A 23,762-nucleotide genomic window follows, 5' to 3' on the forward strand; every position below is an offset into this window, starting at 1 on the left:
GGTCCATTCTGGGCCTCACGTATTAACAAGGGACTGGTAAAGATCCGCAAGAGGACGGCGCGTTAATCAGGCCACGAAAAGGAAGACCCCCCCCCCGGGGGGGGGGGGGGGGGGGTGGGGTGGGTGGGGGGGGGGGCTTTCCGATGCCGTAGAAGTTGCCTTGCGCGGTGTTGCCGCGACTGACGATCCTAGTTGTCCTTCTTGTCCTCTTTGTTGAGGCGCGCAATGGTTTCTTCCGGGGTCTCAACTGCGGCAGAAGCTTCAGCCTCTGCGGCGGTCAGGGAGGAAGCATCGTCCGGGACAACCGGGGCTTCCTCGGCAGGCGTTTCCACTACCTTGGTGACGGCCTGGCGGTGAACCGTTGCTTCGTTACCCGGGGAAAGTTCGATGACGACCTTGTTCTCGGCCTCGTCGATGGAGACGATGCGGCCAAAAAGACCGAAGCTGGTCATGACGTTGACGCCCGGAGCGAACTTGGACTGCATCTCAGCCTGTTGCTGCTGGGTCTTCTTGTTGCGGCGGAACATCATGAAGACAAAGAGTCCAAGCATGACGAACAGCAATATGGTCATTGGATCCACAGGGAAGTTCCGTTCTGTACTTACGTTTTGGTCCACGGCAACGTCCCTGGCGGATCCGCGAGGCGGACGCATGGATCAAGGACTCGAACGTGCCGAGCGTCATACCAGTCTAGAGGGAAAAGCTGAACACGGCGTGTTAACCGATGGTATCTACGCTTTCGGCGTGGTTTTCATCGTCGCCGAAGAGAGCCAGGGCCTCCTGTCCGAACACCCCGGCCGGCACAGCATAACCAAGATGCGTCCAGGCCGATGCCATGGCGATGCGGCCCCGCGGCGTGCGCCCCAGCAGTCCCTCGCGCACCAGGAACGGCTCGGCCACCGTTTCCACCGTTTCCGGCTCCTCACCTACAGCAATGGCCAAAGTGGACAGGCCAACAGGACCACCATTGAACTTGGTGATCAAGGCTTCAAGCACGGAGCGGTCCAACCGGTCCAATCCCCGGGCATCCACTTCATACATATCCAAAGCCGCCGACGCCGACCTGGCGTCAATTTGTTCGATGCCGTGAACCAGGGCCCAGTCGCGGACGCGGCGAAGGAGGCGGTTCGCGATACGGGGAGTGCCACGGGACCGGCCGGCGATCTCCGTAAACCCTGCAGAGTTCACCTTCAAATCCAGAAGACCGGCCGAACGGCGAAGGACCAGTTCCAGCTCCGCAACCGAGTAGAACTCGAGGTGCCCGGTAAAGCCGAACCGGTCGCGCAAGGGACCTGGCAGGAGGCCGGCGCGGGTAGTTGCCCCTACCAACGTGAAGGGCGGAAGTTCAAGGGGTATGGCGGTAGCGCCTGCTCCCTTGCCCACCACGATGTCCACACGGAAGTCCTCCATGGCCATGTAGAGCATTTCCTCGGCCGGACGGGACATCCTGTGGATTTCGTCGAGGAACAGGACCTCCCCTTCGGACAAAGAAGAGAGGATGGCGGCGAGGTCTCCGGCGTGTTGGATGGCCGGACCGCTGCTGATGCGCAGCGGCGCGTTCATTTCCGCGGCGATGATCATGGCCAGCGTGGTCTTGCCGAGTCCGGGCGGACCGGACATCAAGACATGGTCGGCGCTGCGTCCCCGCATTTTTGACGCTTCAAGGACGAGCGCCAGTTGTTTACGGACGCGGTGCTGCCCAACGAAATCGTGCAGGTTCTTAGGGCGGAGGGCGGCTTCAATAACCCGCTCTTCCGGCTCCTCTCCCCCGCTGACGAGAGACTGCTCAGCCACGGCTGCCTACGCGGTTGCCGGCGCGGGCGCCGTCCTGGCCCAGCCAACGCAGCGTAGCGCGGAGGATTTGAGCCACGTTTCCTGCATCCACCAGCTCCGGCGAATCGGCCATGGCTTTGTCGATGCTTCCTGTGGCATCTTTTTCGGACCAGCCCAGGCTGGTCATCGCAGCGACTACCTGCGGCTTCCATTCGGCCTTGATGGCGGCCTCAGGGGCCGAGGTTGTGCCTGTCCCGTGCGGGACCAACTTACCCGCCAGTTCCAGGACAATCCGGCCGGCGACTTTGGGGCCAATTCCCGGTACCTTGGTGAATGCCTTGCCGTCGCCGGTGTGCGCTGCCACCCGGATTGCTTCGGGCTCGTGCACAGCCAGGACGGCCAGCGCCAACCTCGGTCCCACTCCGCTGACGCTGAGCAGGACATCGAACACTTCGCGTTCGTCGTCGTCCGAGAACCCGAACAACGTCAGTGAATCTTCCCGGACGATCATGGAAGTGAAGAGTTTGGCTTCGGTTCCAACTTTGAGGTGGCTCAGGGTCTGCGGCGTGGCGTAGACGCTCATACCCGCACCGTTGAGGTCAATGACGGCAGTGGACAACCCCACGTGGGCTACGGTTCCACGGAGAAAACTAATCAAGACCCGGCTCCTGAATTAATACGGCCCAAAGCTGTTAGGGCCCGATGCGGACTATCCGAACATATCTACGAATACCCTAGCAAGGACGGCGCACAATCACCGTCCACGGCGCGCTTTTGCTTCGGCTTCGGCCCATGCCTTTTGCGCCGGAGTCAGCGAACCGGCACCCACAGCGCCACCCGCCGCCCCCATTCCGCTGCCAGCACGCCACGCGTGAGTGAGGGCGAGGGCCAGGGCGTCAGCGGCATCTGCAGGCTTGGGTGGAGCATCCAAGCGCAGGATCTTGGTCACCAACTTGGTCACGGCGTCCTTGTTGGCCGTCCCGCTACCGGTCACCGCGGCCTTGACTTCGGACGGTGTGTGCAACGCGACCGGGATGCCCCGGCGGGCGGCCGCCGCAATCACTACGCCGGAGGCCTGGGCGACACCCATCACGGTACTGACGTTCATCTGGGAGAAAACACGTTCGACGGCGACGACATCGGGCTCGTGCCGGTCGAGCCATTCATCGATGGCTTCGGCGATCACCAGCAAGCGCTTGTCCAAGGTCAAGTCCGCCGAGGTTCCAACAACCCCCACGGCCACCATGGTGGCGCGGCGGTTCCGTTCGATGTCCACCACGCCAATGCCGCAACGGGTAAGGCCCGGATCGACTCCCAATACGCGAAGAGTCAAGTCCGGGCCTTCCTGTTTGATATCAAAATTGTGTGCTGCCCCGGCCTACTCGGCGTCGAGGGCAGCCTGCACTTCCTCGCTGAAGTCCGCATTGCTGTAGACGTTCTGGACATCGTCCAGGTCTTCCAGTGCATCGACGAGCTTCATGAACTTCTTGGCACCGTCAACATCGAGTTCAACCTGCATGGACGGTACGAACTCGGCCTCATCGGTTTCGTAGTCGATGCCGGCATCCTTGAGGGCGTCACGGATGGCTTGAAGGTCGGAAGGCTCGGAATGGATCTCCCAGTTCTCGCCACTGTCCTTGACTTCTTCGGCTCCGGCTTCCAGGACGGCCATCAGGATGTCATCCTCGCTGAGGCCGTTCTTCGGCAGAACCACGACGCCCTTGCGGGCAAACAGGTAGCTGACCGAACCGGGATCGGCGATGGTGCCGCCGTTGCGTGAAATGGCGAGGCGCACCTCTGAAGCTGCCCGGTTCTTATTATCGGTCAGACATTCGATCAGCAGGGCCGAACCCTGCGGACCGCGGGCTTCGTACATGATTTCGGTGTAGTCGACTACCTCGCCGGTGAGGCCCGCTCCACGCTTGATGGCGCGGTCGATGTTGTCATTGGGAACCGAGGTCTTCTTTGCCTTGGTGACAGCGAGTTCCAAGCCCGGGTTACCGGCAAGATCCGGGCCACCCATGCGGGCAGCAACTTCGATGTTCTTGATCAGTTTTGCGAACGACTTTGCACGCCGGCTATCGATGATGGCTTTCTTGTGCTTGGTGGTCGCCCATTTGGAGTGGCCTGACATGCTTTACGCTTCTCCTCTGATCATTCGAATAAAGAGTTCATGCACGCGCTTCTCCCCAGTCACTTCCGGATGGAAGGAGGTGGCCAACAGGTGGCCGGAGCGCACTGCAACAATTCTAGCCACTCCGTGCAAAGTAGCCGTGTGGCTGGCATGGTCCGGATCAACCTGCGCCAGGATTTCAACGTCCGGTCCTACCCGTTCAACCCACGGTCCACGGATAAATACAGCGTGGACGGGATCCACGCCGGACTCCCCGGCGCTGAAGTCCAGGCCCTTGAAATCAAGATCCGTTTCGAAGGATTCGCGCTGGCGTCCAAAAGCGTTCCGGCGAACCGTGATGTCCAGGCCGCCGAAGGTCTGCTGCGGATTACCGTCAAGATCCTTTGCGGGGTCGGCAATTTCTTCGGCGAGCAGGATCATTCCAGCGCAGGAGCCGTAGACCGGAAGGCCGTCCCCTATCCGCTTTCGGATCGGATCGCGAAGTTCGAAAATCCGGGACAGTTTGTCGATGGTGGTGGATTCGCCGCCGGGGATAATCAGGCCGTCAATGTCTTCCAGCTCGGACGGCCGGCGGATGCCCACGCCGGTGGCTCCAGCGGCCTCCACTGCGTGGATGTGCTCGCGGAAGTCGCCTTGGAGTGCCAGAACGCCGATCCTGAGTCCTGAACCCACGCGCGATGAAGCGTCGGAAAGGGGGTTGGTCATTGATCCATCATAGTGCGGCATAGCTGCCGCCACGTCTTCTGCGACCTCCGTGGACGGCCCGCGGGCCGGGTTCCATGCCCTGACTGGGATATATTACAGAGCATGCTTTCCTTCAGCGTCCCCCTCGGCAAGCTGGTCCGCACACTGTCCCGGCTTCGGGGTGGAGGATCAGCTTTTCCCGGCCTCGTGGTCGAGAAAATCGACCCCGGCTTCATGCAGCGAACGCTGGCCTCCCTTCCCCACGGCGTTGCCGTAGTCAGTGGCACCAACGGCAAAACCACCACCACCAAGATGGTGGTGGAGCTCCTCGAAAGCCAGGGCCTGAGGGTCTTCACCAACCGCACCGGCAGCAACTTCACCCGCGGCGTGGCCGCTTCACTCCTCGGTGAGGTGGATTGGCGCGGAAGGCTTGACGCCGACATCGCCATTCTTGAACTCGATGAAGCCCATGCGGTGCACTTCGTCAACAAGGTCCAGCCCCGCTTCAGCCTCCTGCTGAATGTCCTCCGCGACCAGTTGGACCGCTTTGGCGAAATCGACAAAACCGCCCGGTTGCTGGAGCACATCGCGTCCAAAACAACGGACACCGTGGTCCTGAACCGCGAGGATCCACGTGTTGCGCGCATCGCCAACATCCTCCAGGCCGCTGACGCGCTGCACCACCCCAATGTCAGGTATTTCGGTCTCGATGAATCATTGCGGAGCACCTTTCCCAACGACGACGACATGCGCACTTCCGGCTCGGGCCCGTCGCCATCGGGCACTTCGGTTGCCGCGGCGGTTGGTGAGGTGGTCGATTTACCGGCGGCCGACGTCGTACTCCGCCGGGTTGGGGCGCAAGACGCTGACTTTGAGTTCGACGGCCGGACAGTCAGCACGGAAATGAAGCTGCGTGGCGTCTACAACATCTTCAATGCAGCTGCCGCCCTGTCACTGGCGCGCGCCGTCCTTGGCACCGGCCCTGTTGACACTCCCAAGCTCGTCAAGGCCCTGGCCGATGTAGCTCCCGCGTTCGGTCGTGGCGAAAGCCTTACCGTGGATGGACAGCCCCTGGAACTTGTCCTCGTGAAGAACCCCAGCGGGTTCAGACTCGGGCTCAAGTCCTTCCCCGCCGGTGGTTACGCAACGATGATCGCCATCAACGACAACTACGCGGACGGCAGGGACATGTCCTGGCTCTGGGACGTCGAATTCGAGTCTCTGCGGGCAGATGGCGTGGAAGTCCTCACCGGTGTCCGCGCCTATGACATGGCGCTGCGGCTGCAGTACGACGACGTCCCCTTCGGCGCCGTGGAACCGGATATCACCGCCGCCTTGCGCCTCTTCATCAACGGCTCCCGCGGCAAGCCCAAGCGGATCTTCTGTACCTACACCTCCATGCTCGCCATTCGCCGCGAACTCGCCAAAATCACCATAGTTGAGGTGGTCTCATGACCTCGGAAGCACAATCCACCCCAGAGGCGGAGCAAAGCAAAGGAAGACTTCGTATCCTCCAGCTCTACCCGCGGGAAATGAACATTTACGGTGACTGGGGCAATGCACTTGTCCTGAAGCAGCGCATCAAATGGCACGGCTACACTCCGGAGCTGCTGGAATACAACGTGGGTGACGAATTTCCCGACGACGTCGACATCGTGGTCGGTGGAGGCGGACAGGACAGCGGACAGGTGGTCATTCAGGATGACCTCCAGTCGCGGGCCGATCACCTCCGGGAACTTGCCGATGCCGGGGCACCCATGTTGGTGATCTGCGGTCTCTATCAGCTTTTTGGCAAGTTCTTCAAGACCAGCGCCGGACCCGTCATTCCCGGCATCGGCATCCTGGACGTCGAAACCCACGGGACCGATGAGCGGCTCATCGGAAACGTGATCATGAAGTCAACCGAGTTCGGAGACATCATGGGCTACGAAAACCACAGCGGGCAGACCACCCTGGGTCCCGGCGTCGAGCCTCTCGGAACCGTCACCAAGGGTGCAGGGAACAACAGCAAAGATGGACACGAGGGCGCACGCTACAACAATGTCGTAGCCAGCTACCTGCACGGCTCCTTGCTGCCGAAGAACCCGGCGATTGCCGATTTCCTCATCCGGACAGCGGCCGAGCGTAAGTACGGCACCTTCGTCCCGGGAGCGCCCGACGACGACTACGCCCGCCTCGCGCGCGAACACGCTGCCCGGCGGCCGCGCTAGGGCCTACTTTTCCTTGGTGATCAACAGTTCGTGGGCGCCGGCAGTTGCTGCGCCCATGGACTCGACCACCGCTTTGGTTCGCTGGTGGGTCGCAGCGTCCGCGGCGGGCGTTGCGCAGACTCCCTGTGGAGCATCGCTGGCCACCGAGCACCACCGGTAGGGATCCCGGACGATCACGGAAGGCGCCCATGCAAGGTCCGATGCGGTCCAGGCACCTGCGGCGTTCTGGCTGAACTGTGCCCTGACCAGCAGTCCTTCGTTATTGACCACATACCAAGGCGACAATTCCGTGATGCCGTTTCCCAATCCGTACACAATCCACGTTCCCTTGTAATTCTCGATCGGCAGCACAGAGTGGGTGTGGTGACCGTAGATCATGGTGAACTGGCCGCTGTCCACCAACGCGTGCGCAACATCCTGCTGCTGCGTATTTGCTTCGCTTGCGTACTCGTCACCGGCATGCATGACTCCCAGCACGATGTCCGCCCCCAGCGCCTTGGCCTGCGTCGCTTTTGCGATCATTGCTGCGGGATCAAGCTCATCGACCAACCACGGGTACTCGGGAATTTGTCCGTTGTGGCCGTAGGTCCCGATGATGACTGCGACCTTCGCGGCGTCCGTTTCAAGCATGAGTATTTCCTTGGACGCGGCCTCCGTCCGGTAGGAACCCGTGTGCTTGAGTCCGGCCGCGTCGAGTGCATCGAGTGTCCGCAGAAGACCATCGGTCCCACGGTCAATGGTGTGGTTGCTCGCCGTGGTGCACGCCTGGTAGCCAACATCCTTGGAGGCTGTGATGATCTGCGGTGGAACGTTGAACGACGGGTAGGCCGAGAAAGGCCCTTCCGGCGTGGCCACCGGTGTCTCCTGATGGCAGATTGCGAGGTCGCTGTTGCGGATATAGCGCCGTTGACCTTCGAGGAGGGGGACAAAGGTGTAGCCGGGCAACCCCGCCGCAGCGGCGTCGGCCTTCGCTTGTTGCCAGAGCTGGGTATGGACCAGCATGTCGCCCGTCACCGTAATGGAGGTGCAACGCAGTTCCGGGCACGCAGGGCCTTTGCCGGGGGTTGGGTTCGGAGCGGGAGTGCGCGTCGGCGCCGGCGTCTGCGGGGCTGGAGCCGATGCGGCATTACTGCGGTTCTGGTCCTCGTTTTCGGCAATGACACCGCAGGCACCCAGAGACAGGGCAAGAGCCGCAGTCATCAGCACGATTGCCGGCTTTGGAGGACGGATCCACGCCACTGTAGATGTGATTTTGCCCATGGTTTTCATCCTAGGGCGGAAGGCCGGTCGAACCGGGCGCGCCGCTCTTGAGGACACGATTCTTACGTGAAAGAGTCACTTCATGACCAATCCCCTCTTGACTCCCAGCACCCTGCCGTACGGCCTGCCGCCCTTCGCCGGCATCACCCCCGGGCATTATGCCGAGGCTGTCGACGCCGGGCTGGCCGGGCACCTGCAGGAAATCCAGCTGATCACCGGCAACCCCGAACCCGCGACCTTCGAGAACACGGCCGTGGCCATGGAACGGTCGGGACTTCTCCTGAACAGGGCGGCAGCAGCGTTCTTCACGCTGGTCGCAGCAGACGCCTCCGATGCCATCCGAGAGCTTGAGACGGAGCTATCACCCAGGTTCTCGGCGCATCAGGATGCCGTGTACATGAACCGGGAACTCTACGAACGGTTCGCCGCCATCGACACCGGAGATCTCGACGCCGAGTCTGCGCGTTTGGTCGAGGAGTACCTCAAGGAGTTCCGGCAGTCCGGCATCCAGCTTGACGATGCGGGCCAGTCACGGCTGCGCGAAGTCAACGCGGAACTCTCACGGTTGGGCACCGAATTCGGCCAGCGTGTCAAGGAGGCCATGAAGTCCGCGGCGCTGGTGCTCGATGACGCTGGAGACCTCGCTGGCCTGCCGGCCGAGGACATCGCCGGCGCAGCCGAAGCCGCGAAGGCCGCCGGACATGACGGGAAGTACTTGCTGACGCTGATTCAACCCAGCAACCAGCCAGCCCTGGCATCGTTGGAGAACCGGTCCATCCGCCGTCGTCTGCATGAAGCGTCCCTGGCGCGCGGAATCGATGGCGGGGACTTGGATGTGCGGGACCTCGTTACAGCAACGGTCCAGCTGCGCGCGGAGAAGGCTTCGCTCCTGGGATTTACGAACTTTGCCGAACTGGTGGTGGACCAGCAGACAGCACCTGGCTTCGGCGACGTCCAGGCGATGCTGCACCGGATGTCAGCTGCGGCCATCCGCAACGCCCAGGCAGAGGCCGACGCCCTGGCGGAATCAGCGGGGCATGATCTGGAACCGTGGGATTGGGCCTACTATTCGGCCCGGGTCCGCAAAGACAAGTTCGAGGTGGACGAGCAGGCGCTGCGCCCCTACTTCAGCCTCGAGACCGTTCTCACCGACGGCATATTCCATGCGGCCACGGAGCTTTACGGCATCACGTTCCACGAACGAGCCGACCTTGTGGGCTACCACCCTGACGTACGCGTGTGGGAGATCCGCGACCGGGACGGCAGCGGACTTGGCCTGTTCCTCGGCGACTACTACACGCGGGAGTCCAAGCGCGGAGGAGCCTGGATGAACTCCCTCGTGGAGCAATCCCGGCTGCTGGGCACAAAGTCCGTGGTGATCAATAACCTCAACATCACCAAACCTGCCCCCGGCGAGCCGGCGCTGCTGTCCCTGGATGAGGTCCGGACCGTCTTCCACGAATTTGGGCACGCACTGCATGGCCTGTTCTCGGATGTCACGTACCCGCGCTTCTCTGGAACATCCGTTCCCCGGGACTTTGTGGAGTATCCGTCGCAGATCAACGAGATGTGGATCATGTGGCCCGAGGTCCTGGCCAAGTATGCCCGCCACTACTCCACGGGCGAAGTCCTCCCCCAGTCCACCGTGGACAAGCTCAATGACTCACTGCTGTGGGGCGAAGGATTCGCGACCACCGAGTACCTTGGAGCTGCGCTCCTGGACCTCGCGTGGCATGTCCTCCCGGAAACAGGCGTCCCGGACGATGTCCTCGCCTTCGAAGCCAAAGCCCTTGCCGACGCCGGCATCGCACACCCCCTGATTCCACCCCGGTACAGAACCGGCTACTTCCAGCACATCTTTGCCGGCGCAGGCTACGCGGCGGGCTATTACTCGTACATCTGGAGCGAGGTACTGGATGCAGACACCGTGGAATGGTTTAAGGAAAACGGCGGCCTGACAAGGGCGAACGGCGATCACTTTCGCTCAGAGTTGCTATCACGGGGTAACAGCCGGGACCCGCTGGTTTCATTCCGGGCATTCCGTGGCCGCGACGCAGAGCTGGAACCCCTCCTGAAACGCCGCGGACTGGAATAAAAACGACGGCGGCGGCACGCTCTGCCGGGTTGCCGGACTTGAAGATCCCCGAACCAACGAACACTCCGTCAGCGCCAAGCTGCATCATCATCGCAGCATCAGCCGGGGTAGCGATGCCACCGGCGGTGAACAACACCACGGGAAGCTTGCCGGTGGCGGCGACTTCCTTGACCAGCTCGTACGGGGCCTGCAGTTCCTTGGCCGCGACGTACAGCTCATCCTCGGGAAGGGCGGCGAGCTTGGCGATCTCCGAACGGATCTTACGCATGTGCCCGGTGGCGTTGGAAACATCACCGGTACCGGCTTCGCCCTTGGAACGGATCATCGCCGCGCCCTCGTTGATGCGGCGCAGGGCCTCACCGAGGTTGGTGGCGCCACAGACGAAGGGAACGGTGAAGTTCCACTTGTCGATGTGGTTGATGTAATCGGCCGGAGTCAGGACCTCGGACTCGTCAATGTAGTCAACACCGAGGGACTGCAGGACCTGGGCTTCGACGAAGTGGCCGATGCGGGCCTTGGCCATGACCGGGATGGACACGGCAGCGATGATCGCATCGATCATGTCAGGATCGGACATGCGGGACACGCCACCCTGGGCGCGGATATCGGCAGGGACACGCTCGAGCGCCATGACGGCGACGGCACCGGCGTCTTCGGCGATGCGGGCCTGCTCGACGTTAACGACGTCCATGATGACGCCGCCCTTGAGCATCTCCGCCATGCCCCGCTTAACGCGGCTGCTGCCCGTGACGCTGTTCGCGGACGAACCGGCTTCGTTGCTTACATCTGGTGTAGACACAAAAACCCCTATGGGTAGATAAACGACCTTCTTGCCGGAGGCACGCGCAGCCACACGACCGCAATCAGCGCACACCGGGTTTCAGGTCAAGGTGACCAAGTACTAGTAATAGTAGTCGCACGTTGCGTGGTGGCAGTACATTCATTACTGCCTTCACGGGCAACAAAGGGGGCTGTGATAGGACAGCTGCACAACCGCCGGGGACGGAATCTGGTCGGATGCCAGTTCCCATGGGAAGGGTGGCGGCGTAGGCCTTCAGCCAGCTGGCGGTCCATCAGCCTCGGCCATGGCCTGCCGGCGCACAGTAGCCATCCGCTGAATGATGGTCACGACGCTGGCCAGTGCCAGCAGGATCAAGGTCCCGAACAACACAACGGGCGGAAGTCCCAACCCCGTCAGCCCTGCTATGAGCAGCACCGATGCCAAACGCTCGGCACGCTCGGCGATCCCCACGCTCGCTTGGTACCCCAGGGACTCTGCTTTGGCCCTGGCATAGGAGACAACCATTCCAAGGACAAGGCAGACGACGGCGGCAGTACCGATCGCTGAATCCCCGCCGTGGGTGAAGAACCAGATGGCGAGGCCGGCAAAGATTGCCCCATCTGCCAAACGGTCCAGGGTGGAATCCAGGAAATTGCCCCAGCCACCGCTTCTGCCCTGGAGACGCGCCATGATGCCGTCCACCACATCCGAGAACGCGAAGAAAGCCACGACGACCGAACCCCACCACAGCTGGCCCAGCGGATAGAGCACAAGGCCGCCCAGGATAACGCCGGCCGTACCTGCCATGGTCACAGCGTCAGGAGACACGCCGATCTTGAGGAGCCAGCGCGCAAGGGGGGTGAATAGTGAAGTGAAGAAGCCGCGCGCATGCCTATTGAGCATTCGACTCCCCCGGCCAGGCTTCGGCCACTAGCTTGCGCACCTCGTCAAGTGTTTGGGTGATGGCCTTGGTCTGGGCGATGATCGGGAAGAAGTTTCCGTCCCCGCCCCAGCGCGGAACCACATGTTGATGAAGATGCGCAGCAATGCCCGCGCCGCCGGTGACACCCTGGTTCATGCCCAGGTTGAAGCCACTGGGATTCGAAACCTTCCGGAGCACCCGCATGGCGGTCTGCGTTAGTTCGGCGAACTCGGCCGTCTCCTCCACCGTGATGTCCGTGTAGTCAGGCACATGGCGATAGGGACAGATCAACAAGTGCCCCGGGTTGTATGGGAAAAGGTTGAGGACCACGTAGCAGGTCCTCCCCCGGTAGACGATCAAGGATTCCTCGTCGGAGCGCGTGGGCCCTACACAGAACGGGCAGTCATCCTTGTTCTTGAATTGATCCTGCCCGCCCTTGATGTAGGCCATGCGGTGCGGAGTCCACAGGCGCTGAAACGCGTCCGGTACGCCCGCCAATCCGAAGTCATCGGTTACGTCGGCGTCACCTGGTAGGTCAGCTGCCGCGCCTGTGTTCTCCTGCACCGTCTTTGTGTCCGTTCCGTCAGCTCTCGCGGTTCTTGACGGCGTCCACAATCCTGCGGACGGCCTCGGCCACCGGCACGCCGTTGTCCTGGCTGCCATCGCGGAAGCGGAACGAGACCGCGCCGGCCTCAGCATCCTCACCGCCGGCAATCAGAACGAAGGGGATTTTGTCCTTGCTTGCAGTGCGGATCTTCTTGGGGAAGCGGTCCGACGAGATGTCCACTTCGGCACGGATGCCCGCCGCCTTGAGCTGGCCCACGACGTCGAACATGTAGTCGTTGAATGTCTCGGCCACAGGGATGCCAACTACCTGCACTGGTGAGAGCCATGCGGGGAACGCCCCGGCGTAGTGCTCGGTCAGGACACCCATGAAGCGTTCAACGGATCCGAAGAGGGCCCGGTGGATCATTACCGGGCGCTGGCGCGTGCCATCCGCTGCCTGATACTCCAGTTCGAATCGTTCCGGAAGGTTGAAGTCCAACTGGATGGTGGACATCTGCCAGGTCCTGCCCAGGGCGTCTTTCGCCTGGACCGAGATCTTGGGACCGTAGAAGGCAGCTCCACCCGGATCCGGCACCAGCTCCAGGCCCGAAGCAGCGGCAACCTCGGACAAAGTGCGGGTAGCTTCCTCCCAGGCGGCGTCGTCGCCAACGAATTTTTCTTCGTTCTTGGTGGAGAGCTCCAGGTAGAAGTCATCCAGGCCGTAGTCCTTGAGGAGGCCCAGGACGAAGTTCAGCGTGGTGGTGAGCTCTTCCTTCATCTGCTCGCGGGTGCAGTAGATGTGGGCATCGTCCTGTGTCATGCCACGGACGCGTGTCAGGCCGTGCACAACGCCGGACTTCTCATAGCGGTACACCGAACCGAATTCGAAGAGGCGCAGCGGAAGTTCGCGGTATGACCGGCCGCGGGAGCGGAAGATCAGGTTATGCATGGGGCAGTTCATCGGCTTCAGGTAGTAGTCCTGGGCCGGCTTGCGTACGGTGCCGTCGTCGTTGTACTCGGCATCCACCTGCATCGCCGGGAACATGCCGTCCTTGTACCAGTCCAGGTGCCCCGAAACCTCGTAGAGGTGTCCCTTGGTGATGTGGGGGGTGTACACGAACTCGTAGCCGGCATCCACGTGGCGTTGGCGGGAGTAGTCCTCCATGGCCTTGCGGATGATGCCGCCCTTGGGGTGGAACACCGGGAGGCCGGAGCCCAGCTCGTCCGGGAAGGAGAAGAGGTCAAGTTCGACGCCGAGCTTGCGGTGGTCGCGGCGCTCGGCTTCAGCGATGCGTTCCTGGTAGGCCTTGAGGGCTTCCTTGGTAGGCCAGGCTGTGCCGTAAATACGCTGCAGCTGCTGGTTGTTCTGGTTACCCAGCCAGTAGGCGGCGGAGGAGCGAGTCAACGCGAACGCATTGGAAATGATCTTGGTGTTGGGCAGGTGCGGGCCGCGGCAAAGATCGCACCAGACACTCTCGCCGCTCTTCCTGTCCACGTTGTCGTAGATCGTGATGTCGCCGGCGCCGACCTCGACGTTGACGCCCTCAGCGGCGTCGCTTGCGTCATTCTTCTTGCCCAGCAGTTCCAGCTTGTAAGGTTCGTGGGCCATAGCCTCGCGGGCTTCATCCTCGTTGACCACACGGCGTACGAACTTCTGGTTCTGGTTGATGATCTTTTGCATCATCTTTTCCAGCGTGCGCAGGTCTTCCGGGGTGAACGGTTCAGCGACATCGAAATCGAAGTAGAAGCCGTCAGTGATGTAAGGGCCAATGCCGAGCTTTGCATCGGGGCGCAACTGCTGAACTGCCTGGGCCATGACGTGGGCAGTGGAGTGGCGGAGCACATTGAGTCCGTCGGGTGATTCGATGGTGACGCCCTCGACGCTTGCGCCTTCGGCGAGAACCTGGTCAAGGTCCGTCAGCACACCATTGACTCGGGCTACAACGACGTCGCGGCGCTCGAAGAAGAGTTCCGCGCCGGTAGTCCCTTCCGTCACCTTGGTCTCTTCGCCATCGACGATGAGGGTGATCTGTTGGGCATCTGACACGGGTGTCTCCTATTCATAGTTAAGGCTTCATAGCTTGTGGCGTACGGGGACCACAGCCAGCCACCGTCAATCGTATCTGCTTCGGCTGGGGCGGCCAAAGCAGCGCGCCGACGCCGGATTCAGAGGCCGGATCAGCTTCCAAGGCCAGTGATGGCAAGGTTCCTGGAGATGCCGTGCAGGGGCCCTCTGTGCGTGTATTCATCAGGCAGGCCACCTCCGGCAGGGCGAAGGTCTGCGTATGGCAACGTTTCAGGCTGGCCGAGGTCCCAGGCTTTGGTGGCGCTCAGGCTGATTCCCTTGGGACCGGTGCGCCTTGTGGTTCCACGGATCAACAGAAGGCGCGTACCAAACAGCAAGGGTCCGGATTCTTCCTGGGCTTCATGGAAAAAGACCGAATCCACGCAACCAGTGCCGTCATCGATGCTGATGAAGACCACGCGCCTTCCACCACGCATAGGCGGAGTTTGCGTTGCTACCCGCACCCCTGCCACCAGCACTTCTGTCCCATTCCGAAGCCCGAGGAGTTTATCGGCAGTGGTGACTCCCAGCTTGTCCAGGAGGGGCCGGTGACTGTCCATAAGGTGCTCACTGACATCGACGGCCATCAGGTCCAGCTCCGCCCTGACGTTGTCCACCATGGACGGCTCGGGAAGCTTTGCAGCCAGGTTCCTCAACTCAACATCGCCAAGAGCAAAGGACAGCTGTCCATCGATAACGTCAGTGGTCTTTTTGCTGGGGCTGCTCTGGAGGGCCTGCAGGTGCTGCACAAGATCCGCCCGGTTCGCCTTGCCACCTGAGTCCTTGTGAAGGGCATCAAAAGCCCCAAGTTGGGCAAGCCTCTTAATGTTCGGCTTGCTGACTCTTGCGCGTGCCCTCAGGTCTGCGAGGGAATCGTAGGGCTGTCCTGCCACGATCCTCTTCAATTCAGCGCCCGATAACCCATAGATTCCAGTGAAGCTCAAACGAATACCAAGCTTGCCCTGATCATTGCCCTGCTGGATTTTCTCCACCCGGTATTCGGCATGGCTCCGGTTGATGTCCAGGGGAAGGATGGGTATGCCCAGCCGACGCGCTTCGGCGACCAGAAGGCGTTTGGGGTACATTCCAGGATCGTGCTCCCACAATCCTGCCAGGAACGCCTCCGGATGATGGGTTTTCAGCCAGGCAGATTGGTAGGTGGGCACGGCAAAAGCGGCTCCGTGGGCTTTGCAGAATCCGAAGCTGCCAAAGGCCTTCAAGGTTCCCCAGACTTTGTCCACTACCTCCGGGGAGTACTTCTTGATCGCTTCCCGCCGGAAGAATGCCTCAACCCCCGGTTCATGGATTTCATCGCCCAAAGCCCGCCGGAATTCATCTGCCCTTGCCAGTCCACAGCCGGTCATGACCTGGAAGGTCTTCAGGATCTGCTCATGGAAGACAGTGACCCCATGGGTCTCTTGCAAAACGGGTTTCAAATCCGGATGAGGGTAGACCTCCGGGGCAAATCCGTGCCTGTGCTCAAGGAAGGGCCGCACCATGTCCGATTTCATGGGGCCGGGCCGGAACAGCGAGATATCGATAATGAGGTCGTTGAATTCCCTGGGAGCCATCTTTCCTATGAGTTCACGCTGGCCTGGGGACTCGATCTGAAAACAGCCGAGCGTGTGGGTGCTGCGGATCAGTTCATAGGTGGGCTCGTCGTCGAACGGTACGGCGTTAAGGTTGATCCTGCCGTCTGCGGCGATGAAGTCCGGCCCTGTCCCGCCCGGCTCAACAGGATGCTTACCTGCGGCCACAACTTCTGCTTTGGACGGGTGAAGGCGAATGACTTCACGCACGGCAAAGGCCATGGCACTTTGCATCCTCACGCCAAGGACGTCCAGCTTGAGCATTCCCATGGGGTCCATGTCGTGTTTATCGAACTGACTCATGGGCAGTCCCAGTCCGCTGGGTTGAACCGGAGTCCGGTCCAACAGCGTGGCATCGCCCAAAATCACCCCGCATGGATGCATTGAGATGTGCCGGGGAAGGCGGTCCAGCCTTTCGGTAAGGTCCACCAGGAGATCGAGTTGCTGGTTCTCCTCCAACCCACCTTGTTCCACCCGCCCGGCAAAATCACGGAGCTCCGGCTTCTCCACCAATGCTTCGCGGAATTTGCGGGCGGAGAACCTCCAGAGTTGCTTTGCGATCTCGCCTATCTCGCCGTCGTCCATCCCGAGTGCCAGTCCTGCGTCCCGGACAGCTCCTCGAGCCCTGTAGCCGTTCTGCATGCTCATGAGGGTGACGCGCTCGGATCCGAAACGCTCAAATATCTTTCGATAAACATTGTGCCGTTCAGCACTTTCGACATCGATGTCGATGTCGGGAAGCGTTGACCGGCGGCCTGACAGGAAACGTTCAAAAATGAGGTCGTGGCGGATCGGATCCACCTGGCTGATATCGATCAGGTAGTTCACAAGGCTTGATGCGCCCGATCCCCTGGCGGCAACCCTGACGCCCATATCAAGGATCATCCGGGATACCTCCGCCACGGTGAGGAAGTATGAGGCAAAACCCAACCGGGCGATGATTCCGAGCTCATGGTCCAACCGCGAGCGCAACTGCTTTTCGGCTTCTCCCTTGATGCCTGGGAATCTTCTGGTGATTCCTGCCTTGCAACGTTGCGTCAGTTCGACCATGGGGTCGCAGTCAATGCCGATAATGGTGGACTCTGGAACCACTGGTTTCTTCCACCCCATGTCCAGGACGGGGTCTATGCGGCATTTGTCTGCGAGCGCCTCCGTGTTGGCGAGCAGTTTGTGGAGGTCGGCTCTTCCCTGGCCTGCCGCGGTCATGATTTCTTTTCCGAGTTGGAGCATTTGCTGGGGTGTTTTCAGCCAGCCCTGCCCTGTTGGTTGCAGCAGGGGTTCCGTTGAGAGTTCAGGGAGGGATTTGAGGGTGCGTGCAGAGTCAAGGACGTCTGCGGTGGCGGCGCCGTCCTGGGCGCAAAAGCGCACGGCGTTGGTGAGGATGGCGGGGACGTTGTGCTCGAGGGCGAGTTTGAGCATCCGCACGGCATGTGCCGTACTGAGCGGTTCGCCAGGTGCGCTGAGGTGGGAGACGGTTTCGGTGACGATGGTCCCGGGCGGCATGGCGTCGATCCATTGCTTGAAGAGGGTCCTTGGACGCAAGTACTTGCGTCCACCCATGGCCCTGCCTACATCTGAGTTGGGGCCGATCAGGACTGTTAGAACCTGTTTGAGGGTTTTGGGGTCCAGTGTTCGTGAAGCGAGTTCACCTCTGGTGACTGCGACGGGGATTGCTCCGCCGGCTTTACCTGAGGTGCGTGCGTGGGCGTCGGATATGAGGCGGCAAAGAGCCCTGTATCCGGCGCCGTTGTTGTTGCCGTGGGCGAGGACGACGACGCGGCCCGCCACTTGGGTGCGTTGGTCGCCGTCGTCGTCGAATACAGCCAGGTCCACCCCCACGATGGGGTCGATGCCTGCATCCATGCATGCTTTGAGGTGCTTGACGGTGCCGTAGAGTCCGTCCCGGTCTGTGCAGGCGAGCGCGGTTGCGCCGTCTGCTGCGGCTGCTTGGGCCAGTTCATCCGGCCAGGAGACGCCGTAGTGTGCACTGAAGGCTGTGGAGACGTGCAGGTGGGTGAAGCTCAAGGGTCACGCTGCTTCGTCTGGCTCTACGGCCTGTGCCGGTGCTGCGTCATGGATGCGAAGGACCCTCCAGCGTCCGCTGCCAACGTGACGGACCAGGTCAAGTGTGATGGTGTCGGCGGCTGGTGTTCCTTCCTGCAGTTGCTGAAGCTGAACACGCCAGATCTCGTGGTCTACCAGTCCGGCACCGCTGCCCAGGGGTGCGCGGCTTTCTTCCAGCCACCATTGGCGTCTTTCAAACCATCGGACCGGTTCGTTGGAGACCGTGTACCGTGCCCCTTTCCATTGGACTTCCTGGGGCTGGCCCGTTTCCGCGCAGATGACGCCGACGGACTCACTGAACAGCCCCATTTCCACACCTCGTTTGCGTCGGAGATCCTTATTCGAATGTATGTTCGAATATATTCAGTTTACGCCGACGCCGCGACAAAACCTACTTCGAAGTTCCAGCCCCATCCCGGGCTCTTGATACCCTCCTGCCCACCTGTTTCAGCAAGGCGTCGCGCCAAGGTTGCATGCCTTGGGCAAGGGCGATGCTCCCCATCAAGGAGGAGGCCATCCGTAGTTGCTGGGTGCGCAGGACGCGCTTCCTGCCATAGGCGGCGAGCGCGTCCTTCAATGGCAGGTCGTTGAGGAGCCCGCCCAAGGTCACGGCATCGATCAGTGCTTCGCAGGCGCCCCTGCCCAGGTTGGGCGTCATGGCGTGGGCGGCATCCCCGACCAAGACCACATTGCCCCGCGCATAGCGGCCCAGTGGCGGGGTTGTCCAGATGCGTTGGGCCAGGGAATTCTCCGGAGTTGCCCGGTGAAGTACCTCCAGCACGGCCGGCGAGTAGTTGGCATAGCGGTTTCGCGTCATTTCCAGTGCTTCTGCGACATCCACCCTGTCCGGGCCCAGTTCTGAGCGGAAGGAGGCGTACCAGTTGGCTCCACCCCCTGCGGGTGCCAAGCCGAAGATCTCTCCGCAGCCCCAGTACTCGCCGACGTCCTCAGGGGAAGGGGTTCCGGGAACCACTCCGCGGACAGCCAGGAACGGCGTGGGTTTAGCTGCACTCCGATCACCCCAGGCGTCCCGCCGAACAACGCTGCGGACGCCATCTGCACCAACGGTCAACCACGCATCGCCGGGCACTTGTTCCACCCTCCCCGTCACCCGACGCACGGTTTCAGGCACGGCAGAATCCAGCAACGCCAGCAGTTCAGGTCGGGAAAGCCCCATCAGCCCCTCCCCCTCCATTGACAGCATGGGTTCCCCTGAAGGGCTGCGGAGCGCACCGGCCTTGATGGGGGCTCCCCGGCTACGCGCTGCACCTAGAAGGCCCAGCACCGACAGTGCCTGCTGGGCTTCGGTCCACATGGCAAGGGTTGTTCCCACAGGGGGCAGTTCCGGCCGCTGTTCGTAAACCGTGACGTCGAACATCCCGGGATCGAGCCGGCTTGCGAGCGCCAGGCCGGCTATTCCGCCGCCGATGATCTCCACTTTTTTCATGCCCACACTGTACTACTACATTTGTAGTGCCGGTAGTGGTTTGCCGCTAGACTTTCGCCATGCCTGACCGACGAACACAGTTAGCCGATGCTGCGCTCGCAGTCGTCTCGGCGCAGGGCCTCAAGGGCCTGACGCACCGGGCGGTGGACGCCCAAGCCGGCGTCGCCGTCGGAACTACCTCGAACTATTTCCGCAACCGGGCCGCACTGGTGGGTGCCGCCGTCGACCGCGTTGAAGAACTGGACAGCCTCCTGCTGCAGGAAGGGAGGCTGGAATTGCCGACGTCGGCAGCGTCCCTGGCGGAGCAAATCGCCGGAGCGGTCATGGGACTCGCCGGGGAAAACGCCGAACTGACCCGGGCCCGTTTCGTTTTCGCGCTGGACCAGCCCGAAGTCGTCGCCGACGGGCACGAACGTTTGGTAGCGGCCTTGGCGCAACGGCTCGAAGCCATGGAGATCCCTGAAGCCCGGGCACGGGCCGAAGCAGTCTCCGATTACAGCGACGGCCTCGCGTTGCACCTGCTGACCGCCCGCAAGGGGCAAGTCAAGGACAGATCCGAGGTCGCCCGCACCATCGAGCGCCTGTTGGAAGGATGAGTCAAAGGGGTGGACGCCGGCGGGTCCACAGAGCAGGATTGTGGGATGAGCACCAATGACGCACTCCTGAAGCAGGTCAACATCTCCGCCGAAGACGACAACCTTGTGGCAAGGTTCGAAATCGATGGCAACATACCAGGCTCCGGCGCTTACGTCGTGGGCCTTGTTGCTGCCAGCGAGGACTATTCCTCACAGCGCAGGCTCGGTATCGAATTCATGAATGGCGAGGCGATCTCGTTCTATTCCTTCAACCATTCCCTCAGTGCCGAGGAAAACTATGACATCAAAGGCGTGGAGCACTCGGGCAACGTCATCACGGGGAACTTTCCGATGTCGGCCATCCATGGGCTGAGCAAGGGCCACGTCATGACGGGCTTCAGCGAGGCGGACGGCCGGGAGTTCCAGTCCGGCGTGCCGGTGACAGAGGCTCTCTGACCGCTAGAAGAGGCCTTCCACCGGCTCGATGAGTTCCGGGGAGTTGTTCCGGACGTTCCCCACGGCACTGCCCACAGGATCCAACGTCCAGCCAGCAGCGGCATCGTGGGCCCTGGAACGGACCAGTTCCACCAGTCCTCCGGCGTCCTTCTCCCGCGGATCCAGCCAGGCTTCCATCGTCTCTGTGCTCATGGGCAATGGAACACGGTCATGGAGCGCTGTCAGTTCGTCAAAGACCGAGGCGCTGCGCCGCGTCCGGGCCACATCTGCCGTGGGAGTGTCCGCGGTCAGGATGGACATGGACAACAACCAGCGGCCCGGGTCGTCATCAGATGCCGACGGATCCCGCCACCACTCATACAAGCCCGCAAAGACCAGGCCTTGGCCATCTCCCGGGTGCACATAATAGGGCTGCTTGTTCTTCCCCTCGCCCTTTTTCCATTCGTAGTAGCCGTCAGCGGGAACCGCGCAACGACGTGCAACAGCGGCCTTCTTGAAGGAAGGCTTCTCCAGAAGGGTCTCGCTGCGTGCGTTGATAAGGCGCGCACCCCCCTTGGGATCCTTCGCCCATGAGGGCACCAGGCCCCACTTGGCAACATGGAGCTGCCGCTTCGGGTTGTCATCGACGAGTCTTTCCAACACGATGGGAACAGAGTCGGTCGGCGCTACGTTCCACGACTTCCCAAGGGCAATTTCGTTCTCAAGTTCGGCGTCGAAATCGGCAAGCAGGTCCCCCACCGCACGGGCCATGACATAACGTCCACACATGCGACCAGTCTGCCCTTTCCTGAATGAACGCACCAGCGCAAGGGTGTGACGTCACCCCGCTACCCGGCCGCACGGGAATTATTCGGTCCCGGGTTACCGTTGTTACGAACGAACCACCACCGTGAAAACGACCACTACTGAGGAGAGCTCTGTGGACTTCACTCCCGACTCCGGCACCATCACCATGTTCTCGACCACCTGGTGCGGCTACTGCAACCGCCTGAAGAAGCAGCTGGACGCCAAGGGCATCGGCTACACCGAGATCAACATCGAAGAAGTAGATGGCACGGCCGAACTCGTCGAGAAGCTCAACGGTGGCAACCGCACCGTCCCCACTGTGCTGTTCCCCGACGGAACCGCGGCCACCAACCCCTCCGCCTCCGAAGTTGAGAGCCGCCTCGCAGCATAGGCGCCATCAGCCGGCCGAGGTTGGGCCCGCACGGAACAATCCACATACTGTCTGCCACGTGTGATAGACAGATTGGGAATCCGTAGCGGGCCCTGCTGCATTTAAGGGCCCTCTCTCCGCGAGCCCGAAGGGAACATCTCCATGGTCCACGCTGTCAAAGGTGTCGTCGTCCGCTCCAAAGGCGCACCCGCAACCCTCGAAACCATCCTGGTTCCCGAACCTGGCCCCGGCGAAGCCCTGGTGGACATCCTCACCAGCGGCGTCTGCCATACAGACCTCCACTACAAACTCGGTGGCATCAGCGACGACTTCCCGTTCCTGCTCGGCCACGAAGCCACCGGCGTGGTCAGCGCAGTAGGACCCGACGTCACCGATGTCGCCCCCGGCGACCGCGTGGTCCTCAACTGGCGCGCCGTCTGCGGCAACTGCCGCGCCTGCAACCGCGGCCAGGCCCAGTACTGCTTCAACACACACAACGCGACCCAGAAAATGACCCTCGAAGACGGCACTGAGCTCTCTCCCGCGCTGGGCATTGGCGCCTTCATCGAAAAGACCTTGGTCGCTGCCGGCCAATGCACCAAGGTAGACCCCGACGCCGATGCCGCCGCCGTCGGCCTGCTCGGCTGCGGTGTCATGGCAGGTTTGGGCGCAGCGCTCAACACCGGCGGAGTCAAGCGCGGCGACTCGGTTGCCGTCATTGGTTGCGGAGGCGTAGGCGTTGCAGCCATTGCAGGAGCCGCGCTCGCAGGAGCCACCACCATCATCGCCGTGGACATCGATGCCAAGAAGCTCGAACGCGCCAAGGAACTGGGCGCCACGCATACCGTCGACTCCTCCGCAGGCGACCCCGTGGAGGAAATCCGTGCCCTCACCGGTGGCTTCGGAGCAGACGTGGTGATTGACGCCGTCGGACGTCCCGAAACCTACAAGCAGGCCTTCTACGCCCGCGACCTCGCCGGAACAGTGGTCCTGGTGGGCGTCCCCACCCCGGAGATGACCCTGGAATTGCCGCTGCTGGACGTCTTTGGCCGAGGCGGGTCACTCAAGTCTTCATGGTACGGAGATTGCCTGCCCTCCCGGGACTTCCCCATGCTCGTGGACCTGTACAAGCAAGGCAAGCTTGACCTGGATGCGTTCGTCACCGAGCGCATCACCATCAACCAGGTCGAAGAAGCGTTCGACAAAATGCACCAAGGCGCCGTCCTCCGATCGGTGGTCGAACTGTGAACACCCTCCAGATTGATCACGTTGTCACGTCCGGCACTTTCTCGCTCGACGGCGGGACCTGGGACGTTGACAACAACGTCTGGATCGTCGGCGACGACTCAGAATGCATAGTGATCGACCCCGCGCACAATCCTGACGCTGTCCTGCAGGCTGTCAACGGCCGCACGGTCAAAGCCATCCTGCTGACCCATGGCCACGACGACCATATTCGCTCAGCCGGTGAATTCAGGGAACTTGCCAAGGCCCCCATCCTCCTGCACCAGGACGACTGGATGCTGTGGCGTGCGGTGTTCCCCGAGGTTGACCCCGATGCAGCGATCGCTGACGGAGAGGAGTTCACCGTTGCCGGCGCCACCTTGAAGGCCGTTCACACCCCGGGGCACTCACCGGGGTCCGTGTCCTTCCACCTCGCGGGCGAAGGAACGCTTTTCAGCGGGGACACCCTCTTCCAGGGCGGGCCGGGCGCCACGGGACGCTCCTACAGCGACTTCCCCACCATCATCGAATCCATCCGGACCAAGCTTCTTAGCCTTCCGGATGAAACGGTGGTCCGCACAGGGCACGGGGACTCCACCACCATCGGAGCGGAAAAGCCGCACCTGGACGAATGGATCGCCCGCGGGCACTGACCCCAGGGCCGCTGGTCGGCTGCCGTCCCATAAACCGGTGCGGCAGCCGGCTCAAGCCGGGGTATTGCTTTCCGCCGCCGTCGAATCCGGCGGCACCAGCACGTTGGCCTGCGGATAGTAGGCAGCGG

At 61.8% G+C, this 23,762-nt stretch carries 22 protein-coding genes and 1 pseudogene; 8 read left to right on the plus strand and 15 right to left on the minus strand.

Annotation, left to right across the window (positions count from 1 at the left end):
* Positions 1 to 188: 188 nt before the first annotated feature.
* From yajC to pdxT, 6 genes are all read right to left on the minus strand, one after another.
* Complete coding sequence (yajC, locus tag LN996_RS02255) at positions 189 to 572, minus strand: preprotein translocase subunit YajC (protein WP_231338576.1); 384 nt, start codon at positions 570 to 572, stop codon at positions 189 to 191.
* A gap of 145 nt (positions 573 to 717) precedes the next feature.
* Complete coding sequence (ruvB, locus tag LN996_RS02260) at positions 718 to 1,794, minus strand: Holliday junction branch migration DNA helicase RuvB (protein WP_231338577.1); 1,077 nt, start codon at positions 1,792 to 1,794, stop codon at positions 718 to 720.
* Positions 1,787 to 2,431, minus strand: a complete 645-nt coding sequence (gene ruvA / locus LN996_RS02265; RefSeq protein WP_231338578.1) for a Holliday junction branch migration protein RuvA — start codon at positions 2,429 to 2,431, stop codon at positions 1,787 to 1,789. The genes ruvB and ruvA overlap by 8 nt, the downstream gene beginning before the upstream one ends.
* 96 nt (positions 2,432 to 2,527) lie before the next feature.
* The gene (gene ruvC, locus LN996_RS02270) at positions 2,528 to 3,106 is read right to left on the minus strand and encodes a crossover junction endodeoxyribonuclease RuvC (protein ID WP_231338579.1); all 579 of its coding nucleotides are present in this window, start codon (positions 3,104 to 3,106) and stop codon (positions 2,528 to 2,530) included.
* 45 nt (positions 3,107 to 3,151) lie between these two features.
* Positions 3,152 to 3,907 carry a YebC/PmpR family DNA-binding transcriptional regulator gene (locus LN996_RS02275; protein ID WP_159699151.1) on the minus strand — a complete coding sequence of 252 codons (756 nt, stop codon included), beginning with the start codon at positions 3,905 to 3,907 and terminating at the stop codon, positions 3,152 to 3,154.
* Positions 3,908 to 3,910: 3 nt separating this feature from the next.
* Positions 3,911 to 4,612 (minus strand): pyridoxal 5'-phosphate synthase glutaminase subunit PdxT, encoded by a 702-nt coding sequence (gene pdxT, locus LN996_RS02280; RefSeq protein ID WP_231338580.1) that lies wholly within the window; start codon positions 4,610 to 4,612, stop codon positions 3,911 to 3,913.
* Between the two features lie 102 nt (positions 4,613 to 4,714).
* On the opposite strand from pdxT, the gene LN996_RS02285 reads away from it, so the two are divergent.
* Entirely contained in the window at positions 4,715 to 6,046 is a 1,332-nt protein-coding gene (locus LN996_RS02285) for a Mur ligase family protein (RefSeq protein WP_231338581.1), read from the plus strand.
* Positions 6,043 to 6,801 (plus strand): type 1 glutamine amidotransferase, encoded by a 759-nt coding sequence (locus LN996_RS02290; protein WP_231338582.1) that lies wholly within the window; start codon positions 6,043 to 6,045, stop codon positions 6,799 to 6,801. Before LN996_RS02285 ends, LN996_RS02290 begins: the two co-directional genes overlap by 4 nt.
* 3 nt (positions 6,802 to 6,804) lie before the next feature.
* Here LN996_RS02290 and LN996_RS02295 read toward each other — a convergent pair whose 3' ends face one another.
* Positions 6,805 to 8,070 (minus strand): CapA family protein, encoded by a 1,266-nt coding sequence (locus LN996_RS02295; protein ID WP_231338583.1) that lies wholly within the window; start codon positions 8,068 to 8,070, stop codon positions 6,805 to 6,807.
* Between the two features lie 592 nt (positions 8,071 to 8,662).
* On the opposite strand from LN996_RS02295, the pseudogene LN996_RS02300 reads away from it, so the two are divergent.
* Positions 8,663 to 10,087: pseudogene (locus LN996_RS02300) on the plus strand (M3 family metallopeptidase); the annotation flags it as partial.
* Here the strand turns inward: LN996_RS02300 and pdxS are convergent.
* The 7 genes from pdxS to LN996_RS02335 all read right to left on the minus strand — a co-directional run bounded on the left by pdxS (position 9,999) and on the right by LN996_RS02335 (position 19,576).
* Positions 9,999 to 10,955 carry a pyridoxal 5'-phosphate synthase lyase subunit PdxS gene (pdxS, locus tag LN996_RS02305; RefSeq protein ID WP_308102686.1) on the minus strand — a complete coding sequence of 319 codons (957 nt, stop codon included), beginning with the start codon at positions 10,953 to 10,955 and terminating at the stop codon, positions 9,999 to 10,001. The pseudogene LN996_RS02300 and the gene pdxS sit on opposite strands and share 89 nt — an antisense overlap.
* A gap of 255 nt (positions 10,956 to 11,210) precedes the next feature.
* Positions 11,211 to 11,840, minus strand: coding sequence for a phosphatidylinositol phosphate synthase (gene pgsA, locus LN996_RS02310; protein WP_231338585.1), 630 nt, complete (start codon positions 11,838 to 11,840; stop codon positions 11,211 to 11,213).
* Positions 11,830 to 12,423, minus strand: coding sequence for an HIT domain-containing protein (locus LN996_RS02315; protein ID WP_159703044.1), 594 nt, complete (start codon positions 12,421 to 12,423; stop codon positions 11,830 to 11,832). The genes pgsA and LN996_RS02315 overlap by 11 nt, the downstream gene beginning before the upstream one ends.
* A 19-nt stretch (positions 12,424 to 12,442) precedes the next feature.
* Positions 12,443 to 14,452, minus strand: a complete 2,010-nt coding sequence (gene thrS, locus LN996_RS02320; protein ID WP_231338586.1) for a threonine--tRNA ligase — start codon at positions 14,450 to 14,452, stop codon at positions 12,443 to 12,445.
* A 131-nt stretch (positions 14,453 to 14,583) separates the two neighbouring features.
* The gene (locus LN996_RS02325) at positions 14,584 to 18,084 is read right to left on the minus strand and encodes a DNA polymerase III subunit alpha (RefSeq protein WP_231338587.1); all 3,501 of its coding nucleotides are present in this window, start codon (positions 18,082 to 18,084) and stop codon (positions 14,584 to 14,586) included.
* 3 nt (positions 18,085 to 18,087) lie between these two features.
* Positions 18,088 to 18,432, minus strand: a complete 345-nt coding sequence (locus tag LN996_RS02330) for a DUF6504 family protein (protein WP_231338588.1) — start codon at positions 18,430 to 18,432, stop codon at positions 18,088 to 18,090.
* Between the two features lie 82 nt (positions 18,433 to 18,514).
* Positions 18,515 to 19,576, minus strand: coding sequence for an FAD-dependent monooxygenase (locus LN996_RS02335; RefSeq protein WP_231338589.1), 1,062 nt, complete (start codon positions 19,574 to 19,576; stop codon positions 18,515 to 18,517).
* A gap of 53 nt (positions 19,577 to 19,629) precedes the next feature.
* Here LN996_RS02335 and LN996_RS02340 point away from each other — a divergent pair, with 53 nt between their 5' ends.
* Together LN996_RS02340 and LN996_RS02345 are read left to right on the plus strand one after the other, a co-directional pair.
* Entirely contained in the window at positions 19,630 to 20,166 is a 537-nt protein-coding gene (locus tag LN996_RS02340; protein WP_231338590.1) for a TetR/AcrR family transcriptional regulator, read from the plus strand.
* Between the two features lie 45 nt (positions 20,167 to 20,211).
* Entirely contained in the window at positions 20,212 to 20,601 is a 390-nt protein-coding gene (locus tag LN996_RS02345) for a hypothetical protein (protein ID WP_014921999.1), read from the plus strand.
* Positions 20,602 to 20,604: 3 nt separating this feature from the next.
* Here LN996_RS02345 and LN996_RS02350 read toward each other — a convergent pair whose 3' ends face one another.
* A complete protein-coding gene (locus LN996_RS02350) occupies positions 20,605 to 21,351 on the minus strand; it encodes an SOS response-associated peptidase (RefSeq protein WP_231338664.1) in 747 nt (248 codons plus the stop codon).
* Positions 21,352 to 21,520: 169 nt separating this feature from the next.
* Between LN996_RS02350 and LN996_RS02355 the strand changes: the two genes are divergently transcribed.
* The 3 genes from LN996_RS02355 to LN996_RS02365 all read left to right on the plus strand — a co-directional run bounded on the left by LN996_RS02355 (position 21,521) and on the right by LN996_RS02365 (position 23,634).
* Positions 21,521 to 21,778, plus strand: coding sequence for a mycoredoxin (locus LN996_RS02355; protein ID WP_090825295.1), 258 nt, complete (start codon positions 21,521 to 21,523; stop codon positions 21,776 to 21,778).
* Positions 21,779 to 21,919: 141 nt separating this feature from the next.
* Positions 21,920 to 23,005, plus strand: a complete 1,086-nt coding sequence (locus tag LN996_RS02360; RefSeq protein WP_159703023.1) for an S-(hydroxymethyl)mycothiol dehydrogenase — start codon at positions 21,920 to 21,922, stop codon at positions 23,003 to 23,005.
* Positions 23,002 to 23,634 carry an MBL fold metallo-hydrolase gene (locus tag LN996_RS02365; RefSeq protein ID WP_231338591.1) on the plus strand — a complete coding sequence of 211 codons (633 nt, stop codon included), beginning with the start codon at positions 23,002 to 23,004 and terminating at the stop codon, positions 23,632 to 23,634. Before LN996_RS02360 ends, LN996_RS02365 begins: the two co-directional genes overlap by 4 nt.
* Positions 23,635 to 23,762: the final 128 nt, after the last annotated feature.

The sequence above is a fragment of the Arthrobacter sp. AK01 genome, assembly GCF_021109375.1.
Classification (GTDB): domain Bacteria; phylum Actinomycetota; class Actinomycetes; order Actinomycetales; family Micrococcaceae; genus Arthrobacter.